Source organism: Streptomyces sp. NPDC086766 (assembly GCF_044746005.1).
GTDB lineage: Bacteria > Actinomycetota > Actinomycetes > Streptomycetales > Streptomycetaceae > Streptomyces.
Map to the genome: position 1 here is coordinate 23,435 of NZ_JBIVBI010000003.1, position 12,827 is coordinate 36,261.

Sequence of the window (12,827 nt, forward strand, 5' to 3'; positions counted from 1 at the left end):
GGCGCTGTCAGCTCTCGAGGCAGGGGAGGGTGGGACCGGGAGCGGCGAAAACGAGGGAGTGCGAAGTGCGGCCTGCACACGTGACCTTGGCGGCAGGATCCAGGGCCGTGGGCGCCAACCTTCTGCCTGTGGTGTGGAGTTTATACGACGCAGGTTCAGACGGTGTTTCGTCTAGCCGTTTTCGGCGCGCAGAACAAGGGTCTATTCGGCCGCGGATACGCGGGGATGATCCCGTTTCCGCACCGGCTTCGCCGCGCTGACCTCGGGTTGTGCCCGCGGGGCGGTCGGCCCGTTCTCGTCGGCGTTTTTCACGAGTTCTGCCGGGAACGGAAACTGCTTCGTGCCCCATGCCTCGTGAATGTGCCTCTGGTCACCTGGATCCAGAGTAGTCGGTGCGGGGCCGCCGTGGGACGTTATCGATCGCGTTCGCGGGGCATCATCACACCTGACCGGGACCCCAGGCGGCCGTATGCGCGGCCCGCCCATGCAAGGAGGGACACTGCGATGGGCGAGAAGGTCGTGGCAGGCCAGTTCGACCTGTCCGATCGCAACCGCTACCGCGACAAGCTCAAGCGGTGTCTGCGGGGGCTGGAGCGGCTCCTGGAGGAAAAGCGGTTCGATCGCCCCAAGAACCTCATGGGGTTGGAGATCGAATTGAATCTCGTCGGCTCCGACGGGACGCCGAAAATGCTGAATGCGCAAGTGCTGGAGCGCATCGCGAGCCGGGACTTCCAAACAGAACTCGCCATGTTCAACCTGGAAGTCAACATCGCCCCACACCGGCTCGGCGGCCGGGTATTCGACCGGCTCGCCGAAGAGGTGACGACCTCTCTGGCATATGCCCACCGGAAAGCGGGAGAGGTCGACGCCGGAATCGCGATGATCGGCATCCTGCCGACCCTCGACCGGGACGACCTGGTCTCCTCGAACCTCTCCGACGTCGACCGCTACACCCTCCTCAACGACCAGATCGTCGCGGCCCGCGGGGAGGACTTCACGCTCGACATCGAGGGGGTGGAACACCTCCGCTGCACCTCGAAGTCCATCGCCCCCGAGGCCGCCTGCACCTCCGTGCAGCTGCATCTCCAGGTCACCCCGGGCCGTTTCGCCGACGTGTGGAACGCGGCGCAGGCCGCGTCCGCCGCGCAGATCGCCATGGGCGCCAACTCCCCCTTCCTCTTCGGCCGCGAGCTGTGGCGCGAGTCCCGGCCCCCGCTGTTCCAGCAGTCCACCGACACCCGCCCGCCCGAGCTCCAGGCCCAGGGCGTACGGCCGCGCACCTGGTTCGGCGAACGGTGGATCTCCTCGGCGTACGACCTGTTCGAGGAGAACCTGCGCTACTTCCCGGCCCTGCTGCCGATCTGCGACGACGAGGATCCCCTCGACGTGCTCGACGGGGGCGGCGTCCCGAAGCTCGCCGAGCTCGTGCTGCACAACGGCACCGTCTACCGCTGGAACCGCCCCGTCTACGACATCGCGGACGGTGTCCCCCACCTGCGGGTGGAGAACCGCGTGCTGCCCGCCGGACCCTCCGTCGTCGACGTGGTCGCCAACGCGGCCTTCTACTACGGCCTCGTCCGCGCCCTCGCGGAGGAGTCGCGGCCGGTGTGGACCCGGCTGCCGTTCGAGGCGGCGGCCGCCAACTTCGACGCCGCCTGCAAGTACGGCATCGACGCCCGCCTCACCTGGCCGCGGCGCGGCCGCCATTCCGGCACGGCCGAGGTCGACGCCGTCAGCCTGGTCCGCGACGAACTGCTGCCGCTCGCCGAGTCGGGCCTGAACGCCTGGGGTGTGGAGCCCGCCGACCGGGACCTGTACCTCGGGGTGATCGAGGAGCGCTGCCGGCGCCGGGTCAACGGCGCGTCCTGGCAGGTCGCCACCTTCCACCAGGCCCTCGAGCAGGGACTCGGCCGGGAGGCCGCGCTGGCCGCCACCACGCGTGAGTACTGCCGCCTGATGCACCTCGGCGAGCCCGTGCACACCTGGCCGGTGGGCATGCCCCAGCCCGTGCCGACGGGGTGATCCGCCGGGCCTGAGGCCGGGGGACGGGAGGGGCGTCGGGCCACGTCCGCCTGCGCGGTCCTCCGGTCCACCGGCCGTGCGGTCCTTCCGTTGCGTACGGTTCCCGGTTCCCGCGTGTTTCCGGGGCCGCCGGTGTGCACGCCGGGCGGATGGGGCAAGCTGTGACGTCCGAGGACCGTCGTACCCCTGCCCACGACGGCCTCGTCGCCGCGTGTCCCCCATCGGCTCGGTCGCCTCTGCCGCGGTCCGGGCCGGTGCGGACGGTGATGCGGATCGGGTGAGGACGGGGGCGAGGCGGGACTACTGGAGGCAGGTGTGGAAGCGGAGGCGGGACCGGGGGCCGAGGCCGTATGGCGGGAGCGGCCGTCGCGGCGGATCCTGCGCGACGAGACCCTGCTCGTGCTGGCGCTCTCGCTCGGCGCGAGCGGAGTGTCCGCCCTGATCAGCTTCGTCGGGTCGGTCACCAAGCCCGGCGGCCTCAAGGACCAGGCGGCCACCCTCAACGCCTCCGCGGCCCCGGGCCGCCCCTGGCTCGACCTCGCCTGGCAGCTGTTCGGGATCGCGTCGGCGCTGGTGCCGGTGGCGCTCGTCGCGCACCTGCTGCTGCGGGAGGGCCGCAGCCTGCGGACCATCGGCTTCGACCGCACCCGGCCGTGGCCCGACCTCGGCCGGGGCGCCGGGATCGCCGCCGTGATCGGGGGCACCGGCATCGCCTTCTACCTGGCCGCCCGCGGCCTCGGCTTCAACCTCACGGTGGTGCCGGAGGCGCTGCCCGACGTGTGGTGGAAGTACCCGGTGCTGATCCTGTCGGCGCTGCAGAACGCGATCCTCGAAGAGGTCATCGTCGTCGGCTATCTGCTGCGCCGGCTCGGGCAGCTCGGCTGGACACCGGGGACCGCGCTGGTGGCCAGCTCCGTGCTGCGCGGCTCGTACCACCTCTACCAGGGCATCGGCGGCTTCGTCGGCAACATGGTGATGGGCGTGGTGTTCGTCCGGCTGTACCGGCGCTGGGGCCGGGTCGGCCCTCTCGTGGTCGCGCACTCCCTGCTCGACATCGGGGCCTTCGTGGGGTACGCGCTGCTGGCCGGGAAGGTGGGCTGGCTGCCCACCGCGTGAGCCGACCGGGAAGGGGTCCGGACTACCGGGCAGGCCCGGGTCCGGCGAGCAGTTCGCCGTCGATCACGGTGACGGCCCGGCCGGTGAGGAGGGTGCGTTCGCCGCGCAGTCCGGTGCGGACCAGTCCGGAACGCGGCGAGGCCTGGAGGCCGGTGAGGTCGGGGCGGCCGAGCCGTTCGGACCAGTAGGGGGCCAGTGCGGTGTGCGCGCTGCCCGTGACGGGGTCCTCGTCGATGCCGACGTTCGGGAAGAAGCACCGGGAGACGAAGTCGTAGCCGCGGGCGGGGTCCTCGGCACGGGCGGTGGCGATGACACCGCGGGTGGAGTACGCGGCGAGGGCCCGGTGGTCGGGGGCGAGACCGCGGACGGTCTTCTCGTCGGCGAGTTCCAGGACCAGGTCACCCACGTTCGGGCCGGTGTCGAAGGCGGTGCGCGGCTCGGCGCCGAGGGCTTCGGCGACGCCGTCGGGGACCTCGACCGCGGTGAGCGGCGCGGTGGGGAAGTCCAGGGTGATCGAGCCGTCGGCGGCGGGTGTGGCGACGAGTACGCCGCTGCGGGTGGCGAAGCGCACCGGGCCGTCGTGGGTTCCGGTGGCCTGCAGCACATGGGCGGTGGCCAGCGTCGCGTGGCCGCACATCGCGACCTCGGTGGCGGGCGTGAACCAGCGCAGCGCCCAGTCGGCCTCACCGCCCTCGGGCAGCCGGTGCGCGAAGGCGGTCTCGGCGTGGTTGACCTCCAGCGCCACCTTCTGGAGCCAGTCGTCCTCGGGAAAGGCGTCGAGGAGCAGGACCCCCGCCGGGTTGCCGGAGAAGGGACGGTCGGTGAAGGCGTCGACGATTCGTATGCGCATGTTCCGACGCTAGGCGGTCGGTGAAGCCCCGGGCCAAGGCCAATTCGCGGTCGGCGGCCTCTGTGCGGGAGGCGGCGGGGTCCGGAGATAGTCCGTCGGGGGATTGTCGCACGAGTTGTTCCGATATATCGTTGAGGTGTCGTGACCGATCAGCGATGGAATGGAGTGATGGCCATGCACGGCCATGGATTCGAGCGTGGCCACCGGCAGGACGGCCCCGGGGGCGGTCGGGGCGGCTTCGAGGGGCGGCGGGCGGCCTTCGGGCCCTTCGGTCCGGGCGGTTCCGGCTTCGGGCCGGGTTTCGGTCCGGGCTCCTGGGGTGGGCGAGGGCGCGGCGGGCCGCGCGGGAGGGCGCGGCGCGGTGACGTACGGGCGTCGATCCTGGCCCTGTTGAAGGACCGGCCCATGCACGGCTACGAGATGATCCAGGAGATCGCCGAGCGCAGCGGCGGCGCGTGGAAGCCCAGCCCGGGCTCGGTCTACCCCACGCTCCAACTGCTGGAGGACGAGGGGCTGATCGTCAGTGAGAGCGAGGGCGGTAAGAAGCTGTTCTCGCTCACCGAGGCGGGGCGCGCCGCGGCCGACGAGGGCGCGGACGCTCCCTGGGAGGAGGCCTCGCGCGGGGTCGACTGGGAGGCGCTGGGGGAGATCCGCCAGGCCGGCTTCGGTCTGATGGAGGCCTTCGGGCAGGTCTGGAAGACGGGGAGCAAGGAGCAGCGCGCGAAGGCGCTCACCGTCATCAACGACGCCCGCAAGAAGCTGTATCTGATCCTCGCCGACGAGGACTGACGGCCCGTCGGGCCCGGTGGACGCGTGCGGCCTGCCGCCCCCACCGCCGCGGCCAGACACAGGCGGCCCAGGGCGCCTCGCGGATCCTCCGCGGGGCGCCCTCGCTCGCGGTGCGGGGGACGTCCGAGCGCGTGGGGGTGTCGCGGAACGTGACGGCCGGAACGGCGATGTTCCGTACTGATGAACTGTCAGGAAGTTGTGGCCGTCGGCCTGATCTCATCCCCAAGGAGGAGATTCCATCGGCCCGAGTCCACTTTCCGTGGGACGCGAAGATGCTTCCCGCCGGGGATGCCCCCGGCCGCCGGGGGCTGATGAGGTGGGGGATGTGCACCCCCGTATTCCGCGGCAGTCGGCCGATGAGCAGGGCGACCGCCGCCCTGACGGCGAAGCCGGGCTGCTCAGCGCCGAACTGGCGACGGTGGTCGCCGGTGCCCGCCGGAGGGCCGTCCGGGACGGGGACCGGCAGATCGACACCGCCCATCTGCTGCACTCGCTGCTGGAGGCCGACCCCGGGGTGCGCGCCGTCTTCGCCGGCCCGCAGATCGCCCGGCTGCTCGGCTACCTCGTGCAGCGCAGCATCGGCTACGGCCTGCGCTGGCAGAGCGCCGTGGAGGACTTCGGCGCCGGCCCGCCGCCGACCGGACCGGTCGTGACCGGGCCCCTGGCGACGGGGCCCGTGGGGGCCCGGCCCGACGTGACGGACACCGACGGCTTCTCGCCCCTGGCCGCGGCCGCCCTGGAGTCCGCCCGGGCGCGGGCCGGCCGGCGCGGCGACGTCCTGGCGCGCGGCGTCGACCTGCTCGCCGGCAGCGTCGCGCACCCGCGGGCGCGTGCCGTCGAGGTGCTCACCCGCGCCGGCATCGACGCCCAGGACCTCGCCCTCAGGCTCGAGAACGAGCTCGGCAGCAAGCTCGACGGCGGGCTCGGCAGCCGACTCGGCGACGATCTCGGGAAGGGCCTCGACAACGATGCCGAAAGCCGCGTGGGGGAGTGCGCCAAAGGCGGCGGAACCGGCCCCTGAGCGCCCGGCGCCGGGAGATGGTCCTGTCCAGCCGATGAGACAGGTGCCATCGGGGGTGACGCTCATGTCATCGCCTGTCATCATGTGCCGATGCGTACGTCTGAGAGCAGTCGGGGCCGCTCCGGCAGAGGCGCGGGGCTCGGCCTGGCGCTCGTCTCCGCGGTGGCCTTCGGCGGGTCGGGTGTGGCGGCCAAGCCGCTGATCGAGGCGGGCCTGGACCCGTTGCACGTCGTCTGGCTGCGCGTCACCGGCGCGGCCCTCGTCATGGTCCCGCTCGCCGTGCGGCACCGCGCGCTGCTGCGCCGCCGCCCCGCGCTGCTCCTGGGCTACGGGCTGCTCGCCGTGGCGGGCGTACAGGCGTGCTACTTCGCCGCGATCTCCCGCATACCCGTCGGGGTCGCCCTGCTCGTCGAGTATCTGGCGCCCGCCCTGGTGCTCGGCTGGGTGCGGTTCGTGCAGCGGCGGCCGGTGACCCGGGCCGCCGCCCTCGGTGTAGTGCTCGCGGTCGGCGGACTCGCCTGTGTCGTGGAGGTCTGGTCGGGCCTGGGCTTCGACGCCCTCGGGCTGCTGTTCGCGCTCGGCGCCGCGTGCTGCCAGGTCGGCTACTTCATCCTCTCCGACCACGGCGGCGAACCGGGCGGCGCGGCCCCGGACCCGCTCGGCGTCATCGCGTACGGGCTGCTGGTCGGCGCCGTCGCGCTGACCGCCGTGGCACGCCCCTGGACCATGGACTGGACGGTGCTCGCGCACACCGCGCGCATGGACGGCACCGCGGTCCCGGCGGCCGTGCTGCTGGCCTGGATCGTGCTGGTCGCCACGGTCCTCGCCTACGTCACCGGAGTGCTCTCCGTGCGCCGGCTCTCGCCGCAGGTTGCGGGCGTGGTCGCCTGCCTGGAGGCGGTCATCGCCACCGTGCTGGCCTGGGTGCTGCTCGGCGAGCACCTCTCGGCGCCGCAGGTCGTCGGCGGTGCGGTCGTGTTGCTGGGCGCCTTCATCGCCCAGTCGTCGGCGCCCGCGAAGGGCTCCGCGGAGCCGGTGGCGAGCGGCGGCGCGGAAAGGGAGTTGGCGGCCCGGGGAACGGCGGCCTAGGGTGACGATCATGCACCTGCACGCACTCGTTCTTCCGCCTCCGGCCGCCTGAGGCGGGCCCTCCGGTGACCGAGCCCGGCGTTGTGCCGGGCCGAACGGTGCTGCCCGCAGAAGAAGTCCGCCGACCCCGCTCGACCGGGGTCCCTTCCCGAACTTCTGCACTCTGCGGAGAAATCTCGTGTCCGATGCTTCCTCCGGCCTGCCCGTCGGGCGTGGCCTCCTCTACCTGATCGTCGCCGGCGCCGCCTGGGGCACCGCGGGCGCGGCCGCGCTGCTGGTCTACCGGACCAGCGACATGGGCCCGGTCGCGCTGTCCTTCTGGCGCTGCGCCACCGGGTCCGTGCTGCTGATCGCCGTCCGTCTGCTGCGTCCGCGCGACCGGTCCGCGCCCTCGCTGCCCCTGCGGCGCAGGGTGGTGCGGTCCGGTGCCACCGGGATCGGCCTCGCGGTGTTCCAGACGGCCTACTTCGCCGCGGTGTCGGCCACCGGCCTCGCCGTGGCGACCGTCGTGACGCTGGGCGCCGGTCCCGTCCTCATCGCGCTCGGGGCCCGGCTCGCGCTGGGCGAGCGGCTGGGCCGCGGCGGCGTGATCGCCGTCGCCGGGGCGCTCACCGGTCTCGCGGTGCTGGTGCTCGGCGGCCAAGGCGCCACGGTGCGCCCGTGGGGTGTGCTGCTCGCGCTGGCGTCGGCGGCCGGCTACTCCCTGATGACGCTGCTCACCCGGTGGTGGGGCCGGGACGGCGGCGCGGACAACTCCGGCACGACCGTGGGGGCGTTCGCGGTCACCACGCTGTGCCTGCTGCCGTTCGCGCTCGCGGAGGGGCTGGTGCCGCACACCGCCGACCCCGGGCGTCTGCTGTGGCTGGTCGCCTACATCGCCACGGTCCCCACCGCCCTGGCCTACGCCCTCTACTTCGCGGGCGCGGCCGTCGTACGGTCGGCCACCGTGTCGGTGATCATGCTGCTGGAGCCCGTCAGCGCGGCCGTGCTCGCCGTCGCCCTCGGTGAGCGGCTGACGGCGGCGACCCTGGCCGGCACCGCGCTGATGCTCGGCTCGGTCACCGGCCTGGCATACGCCGAGGCGCGCGGGGCTCGGGCCGTGCGGGCGGAGCGGGAGCCGGTCCTGGTGTGACCGCGGGGGCGAACCCTGGCCACCAGGGCTCGCCCCCGCCTTCACGGCGTCACGCTCCGCCGCGGCGCAGCAGGTGCTCGCGCGCCGCCGCGTCGCGCGGGCCCCCGCGCTCCCCGAGCCCCACCGCGATGCGGTCCCGGACCTGCTCGGACCTCTTCCCCGCGTACTTGAACTTGGCGCGAACGCCGGTGACGGCCAGCCGCAGTCCGCGGATGCCGGACAGCAGGCGCCCGTACGGTTCCTCGCCCGCCGCGGCCCGGGCCGAGCCGCCCTCCGGCTGGAAGTGGCCCGTCTGCCGGTTCAGCAGCTCGGCCTTCTCCCGCGGATCGTCCACGACCCGCGCGGTGCAGGTGAGCTGGACGGCCGCGTACAGACTCGTCGGCACGCCGTGCTCGGGCGGGGAGTCCGGCGCCGCCTGCCAGGGGCCGGGGACGTACACGTAGTCGTCGACCACGCTCAGCAGCACCGTCGGGTTCGCCTCCAGCGCGGGCCACAGCGGGTTGGGTCGGGCGAGATGGGTGACGGCCTCGCCCCGCAGCGGGTCGTAGGCGAAGTGGAGCGGCTGGACGAACGGCGGTGCGCCGGCTGGGCCGTTGACGGCGAGCTGGCCGAAGTCGTGGGCGGCCAGCCAGCGCTGCCACTCCTCGTCGTCGCGCGGCGCGTCCCAGGGGTGTATCAGCATCACAGGGCCGTCAGGTAGTCCGGGAGCGCGGTGCCGGACGCCAGCCCGGGGTCGGGGACCGGGGCGCCGTACTGCCTGCGGACGGGGACGAGGCCCGCCCAGTGGGGGAGGGAGAGGTCCTCGGCCTCGTCGACCACGCCCCCGGTGTGCACCTTGGCGGAGACCTCGTCCAGATCGAGCCGGATCACCGCGGTCGCGGCCAGCTCCTTGGCGTTCGCGGGCCGGGAGTCGGCCGAGCGGCCCGCCACCACATGGTCGACCAGCGCGTCCAGCGCCGTGAGCTTCTCCTCGGGGTCGGTGACCTGGTGGGCGGTGCCGTGCACCACGACGGAGCGGTAGTTGACCGAGTGGTGGAAGGCGGAGCGGGCGAGGACCAGTTCGTCGACCAGGGTGACCGTCAGGCAGACCGGGAGCCCCGGGTCCGCCTTGCCCGTCATGCGCAGGGGGCGTGAGCCCGTCGAGCCGTGCACGTAGAGCCGCTCGCCGATCCGGCCGTACAGCGTGGGCAGCACCACGGGTGCGCCGTCACGGACGAAGCCGAGGTGGCAGACGTAGTCCGCGTCGAGGATCGCGTGCACCAGCTCCCTGTCGTACGAGGCCCGCTTCGCGGAGCGCGTGGGGACCGTCCGGTCGGTCGGAACGTACGCGCTGGGCGGTGACGTCGGCTGCTGGGTCCCCTGCATTGCGGTCTCCATTGCACTAGTGCATAATCATGTTTGTGCTAGGAGGATATCGGATCGAAGGGCGAGGCGCAGCGGAGATCGCGGCGAGCGTGGAGCGCGCGGTCGGGTCCGGAGAGCTGGAGCCGGGTCAACTGCTGCCGTCCATGCGGGAGTTGGCGGTCGAAGTGGGCGTCAACCCGAACACCGTCGCGGCCGCCTACCGCATCCTGCGCGAGCGGGGAGTCATCGAGACCGCCGGGCGCCGGGGCAGCCGGGTGCGGCCCGCGCCCGCCACGACCGGGCGGGACCACATCCGCGTGGACGTGCCCGAGGGCGTGCGCGACGTGTCGAGCGGCAACCCGGACCCGGCGCTGCTGCCGCCGCTGGCGCCCGCGTTCGCGGCGGCCGCCGCACAGGGCGACCGGGAGCCGGTGCTCTACGGGGACGACGCGGTGGAGCCCGATCTGGCGCGGACCGCGCGCGCCGGGCTGGACGCGGACGGAGTGCCGGACGGACCGCTCGCCGTCCTGTCCGGAGCGCTCGACGGAGTGGAACGCGTCCTCGCCGCCCACCTGAAGCCCGGCGACACGGTCGCCGTCGAGGATCCGGGCTGGGGCCGCACCCTGGACCTCGTCCCCGCCCTCGGCCTGCGCACGGCCGGCGTCGGCGTCGACGACGAGGGGCCGCTCCCCGACGACGTGCGGCGCGCACTGGAGGGCGGCGCGCGGGCCCTCATCGTCACCGACCGCGCGCAGAACCCGACGGGCGCCGCGGTGACCGCCACGCGCGCGCGTGCCCTGCGGGCCGTCCTGCGCGAGCACCCCGCGACGCTGGTGATCGAGGACGACCACGGCCACGGGATCGTGGACCTGCCCCTGCACCCGCTCGCCGGGGTCACCCGGCACTGGGCCTTCGTGCGCTCGGTCGCCAAGGCGTACGGCCCCGACCTTCGTCTCGCCCTGCTGACCGGCGACGACGTCACCGTCGACCGCGTCCGGGGCCGGCAGCGGCTCGGGCCCGGCTGGGTCAGTCTGCTGCTGCAACGGGCCGTGGTGCGGCTGTGGGCGGACGGTGTGCCCGACACGCGTGCGGTGGCCGCGGAGTACGGCAGACGGCGCGATCTCCTGATCGACGCGCTGGCCCGGCGCGGGGTGCGGGTCCACGGGCGCAGCGGAATGAACGTGTGGGTGCCCGTGCCGGACGAGACGGGGGCCGTCGCCCGGCTGCTCCACGCCGGCTGGGCCGTCGCGCCCGGCGCCCGCTTCCGCATGAGCGCCCCGCCGGGCATCCGGATCACCGTCTCGGCACTGACGGACGAGGACATCGCCGTACTGGCGGACGCGGTCGCCGCGGCCCTCGGACCGGCGCCTGCCCGCGGGTACGTCTAGGACAGGGTCAGGGCCTACCGTCTCCGGGCCGGGCCTCAGGCCTGGGCCGCCGGGGCGGCGCAGGCCGTGAGTTCGTCGCCGGCGCGGAGGGTCTCGTCCTCGGGCCGCGGCGCCGGCTCCCGAACGGCCTTGCGGGCGGGCTCGGTCCGCCGCTTCGGGCGGACCTGGGTCAGCGCCGCGCCCGCCAGGACGATCACCGCGCCCACCGGGGTCGACCAGGCCAGCTGCTCGCCGAGCACGGCGACACCGGCGGCCGTGGCGATGATCGGGACGAAGTAGGTGACCATCTGCGCCGTCGTCGGGCCGACCTCGGCCACCAGGCCGTACTGGACGAGCATGGCCAGGCCGGTGCCCAGGGCGCCCAGTGCGGCGACCGCCAGCAGGGGCAGCACGGACACATGGCGCGGCAGACTGGTGAACAGCGGCGTGACGACGGCCAGTTGCAGCGTGGCCAGCAGCAACTGCCCGCCGGTCAGCGCCAGGTGAGACTCGGTGGAACCGGCCAGGGTGCGCCGGACGTAGATCCAGCCCACCGGGTAGCTCAGCGAGGCCAGCAGGGCCATCGCCGTGCCCGCGGCGTCCAGGCCGTGGAAGCCCTGCCAGGCGCCCAGCACGGTGAGCACCCCGAGGAAGCCGAGCCCGAGCCCCGCGACCCGCACCCGGGTCGGGCGGTCCTCCGAGAGGGCGACCAGGGACAGGGCCATGCCCCACAGCGGAGAGGTGGCGTTGCAGATGCCCGCGAGCGTCGACGGGATCGTGAGCTCCGAGTAGGCGAAGAGCGAGAACGGCAGCGCGTTGAGGAAGAACGCCGCGACGGCCAGATGCATCCAGGTCCGCACCCCGCGGGGCAGGCGCTCCCGCTTCACCGCCATCGCCGCCGCGAGCACCGCCGTGCCGAACAGCAGCCGCCCGAAGGTGACCTGGAAGGGTGCGAACCCCTCCGTGCCGACCTTGATGAACAGGAAGCTGAAGCCCCACACGGACGACAGGAAGGCGAAGCGGACCCGCCACGGAAGGGGCCCGCGGGCGCGTGCGGCGGGACGGGGCGGGGTCGACGGGGCGGCGGTCGCTGTGGTCATGGCCGTAACCATGCCGCCCGGCAACCTCGTAGCACAAGCGAGAATTCGAGCGCTGCATCTCGTAGCATCGCTTACATGTTGAACTTGGAGCGCCTGCGCACCCTGGACGCGCTCGCCCGCCACGGCTCGGTGAGCGGCGCGGCGGAAGGGCTGCACGTGACGACGTCCGCCGTCTCGCAGCAGATGGCCAAGCTGGAGCGGGAGGTGGGCCAGCAGCTCCTCGCCAGGAACGGCCGGGGGGTGCGGCTCACGGACGCGGGCCGGCTGCTCGCCGAGCACGCGGCGCGCATCCTCTCCCAGGTGGAGATCGCCCAGTCCGATCTGGAGGCGCAACGCGGGCAGGTCGTCGGCGAGCTGCGGCTGGGCGCGTTCCCCACCGCCGCGCGCGGGCTCTTCCCCGCCGCGCTCGGCCATCTGCGCGACCGGCACCCGGGCCTGCGGGTCACCACCACCGAGATGGAGCCGGCGGCGGCCGTGCGCGCGGTGCTGCGCGGCGACGTCGACCTGGCCGTCGTCCTGGACTGGTACAACAAGCCGCTGCCCGTCCCCGACGGGCTCAGCCGGGCCCCGATCCTCGACGACCCCGCCGATGTGGCCCTGCCCGCGGCCCACCCCCTCGCGGCCCGCGCCGAGGCGGACCTGGAGGAGTTCGCGGACGACGAATGGATCACCTGGGGCGAGGCCGAGTTCTGCCACGAGTGGCTGCTGGACACCCTGCGCTCCAAGGGCGTCGAACCACGCATCGCGCACCGCGCCGAGGAGCACGCCACGCAACTCGCCCTGGTCGCTGCCGGACTCGGGGTCTGCGTGGCGCCGCGGCTGGGGCGCGGTCCGCTGCCGGCGGGCGTGCGCACGGTCCCGGTGCGGCAGGCGGTGCGGCGGCACGTCTACGCCGTGTGGCGGGCCGACGCCGACCGCCGCCCCTCCATCCGCGCGGCGGCCGACGCCCTGCGCGCGGCGGGGGAGGCGATCGGCTGAGCCACGCCTCGAGTCGACC

12 protein-coding genes are annotated in these 12,827 nt (G+C 73.7%); 8 read left to right on the plus strand and 4 right to left on the minus strand.

Annotation, left to right across the window (positions count from 1 at the left end):
• The first annotated feature begins 504 nt into the window (after positions 1 to 504).
• Both ACIPM1_RS05890 and ACIPM1_RS05895 read left to right on the plus strand, forming a co-directional pair.
• Complete coding sequence (locus tag ACIPM1_RS05890; protein WP_402429481.1) at positions 505 to 2,022, plus strand: glutamate--cysteine ligase; 1,518 nt, start codon at positions 505 to 507, stop codon at positions 2,020 to 2,022.
• 315 nt (positions 2,023 to 2,337) lie between these two features.
• A complete protein-coding gene (locus tag ACIPM1_RS05895; protein WP_402429484.1) occupies positions 2,338 to 3,138 on the plus strand; it encodes a CPBP family intramembrane glutamic endopeptidase in 801 nt (266 codons plus the stop codon).
• Positions 3,139 to 3,160: 22 nt separating this feature from the next.
• Here the strand turns inward: ACIPM1_RS05895 and ACIPM1_RS05900 are convergent, their stop codons facing one another.
• A complete protein-coding gene (locus ACIPM1_RS05900) occupies positions 3,161 to 3,988 on the minus strand; it encodes a PhzF family phenazine biosynthesis protein (RefSeq protein ID WP_402429487.1) in 828 nt (275 codons plus the stop codon).
• Between the two features lie 174 nt (positions 3,989 to 4,162).
• On the opposite strand from ACIPM1_RS05900, the gene ACIPM1_RS05905 reads away from it, so the two are divergent.
• The 4 genes from ACIPM1_RS05905 (at position 4,163) to ACIPM1_RS05920 (ending at position 8,019) form a co-directional block, all read left to right on the plus strand.
• Entirely contained in the window at positions 4,163 to 4,777 is a 615-nt protein-coding gene (locus ACIPM1_RS05905; RefSeq protein ID WP_402429489.1) for a PadR family transcriptional regulator, read from the plus strand.
• Between the two features lie 325 nt (positions 4,778 to 5,102).
• The gene (locus ACIPM1_RS05910) at positions 5,103 to 5,798 is read left to right on the plus strand and encodes a Clp protease N-terminal domain-containing protein (protein WP_402429491.1); all 696 of its coding nucleotides are present in this window, start codon (positions 5,103 to 5,105) and stop codon (positions 5,796 to 5,798) included.
• Between the two features lie 84 nt (positions 5,799 to 5,882).
• Positions 5,883 to 6,887, plus strand: a complete 1,005-nt coding sequence (locus ACIPM1_RS05915; protein ID WP_402429494.1) for an EamA family transporter — start codon at positions 5,883 to 5,885, stop codon at positions 6,885 to 6,887.
• Between the two features lie 178 nt (positions 6,888 to 7,065).
• Positions 7,066 to 8,019 carry a DMT family transporter gene (locus tag ACIPM1_RS05920; RefSeq protein WP_402429497.1) on the plus strand — a complete coding sequence of 318 codons (954 nt, stop codon included), beginning with the start codon at positions 7,066 to 7,068 and terminating at the stop codon, positions 8,017 to 8,019.
• 49 nt (positions 8,020 to 8,068) lie between these two features.
• Here the strand turns inward: ACIPM1_RS05920 and ACIPM1_RS05925 are convergent, their stop codons facing one another.
• A complete protein-coding gene (locus ACIPM1_RS05925; RefSeq protein WP_402429500.1) occupies positions 8,069 to 8,701 on the minus strand; it encodes an FMN-binding negative transcriptional regulator in 633 nt (210 codons plus the stop codon).
• Entirely contained in the window at positions 8,701 to 9,384 is a 684-nt protein-coding gene (locus ACIPM1_RS05930; RefSeq protein ID WP_402429503.1) for a pyridoxamine 5'-phosphate oxidase family protein, read from the minus strand. Before ACIPM1_RS05930 ends, ACIPM1_RS05925 begins: the two co-directional genes overlap by 1 nt.
• Positions 9,385 to 9,419: 35 nt before the next feature.
• On the opposite strand from ACIPM1_RS05930, the gene ACIPM1_RS05935 reads away from it, so the two are divergent.
• The gene (locus tag ACIPM1_RS05935) at positions 9,420 to 10,751 is read left to right on the plus strand and encodes an aminotransferase class I/II-fold pyridoxal phosphate-dependent enzyme (protein ID WP_402429506.1); all 1,332 of its coding nucleotides are present in this window, start codon (positions 9,420 to 9,422) and stop codon (positions 10,749 to 10,751) included.
• Between the two features lie 35 nt (positions 10,752 to 10,786).
• Here ACIPM1_RS05935 and ACIPM1_RS05940 read toward each other — a convergent pair whose 3' ends face one another.
• On the minus strand, positions 10,787 to 11,830 hold the full coding sequence (locus ACIPM1_RS05940) for a DMT family transporter (protein ID WP_402429509.1): 1,044 nt from the start codon (positions 11,828 to 11,830) through the stop codon (positions 10,787 to 10,789).
• A 75-nt stretch (positions 11,831 to 11,905) separates the two neighbouring features.
• Between ACIPM1_RS05940 and ACIPM1_RS05945 the strand changes: the two genes are divergently transcribed.
• Positions 11,906 to 12,808 (plus strand): LysR substrate-binding domain-containing protein, encoded by a 903-nt coding sequence (locus tag ACIPM1_RS05945; protein ID WP_356192827.1) that lies wholly within the window; start codon positions 11,906 to 11,908, stop codon positions 12,806 to 12,808.
• Positions 12,809 to 12,827 lie beyond the last annotated feature (19 nt).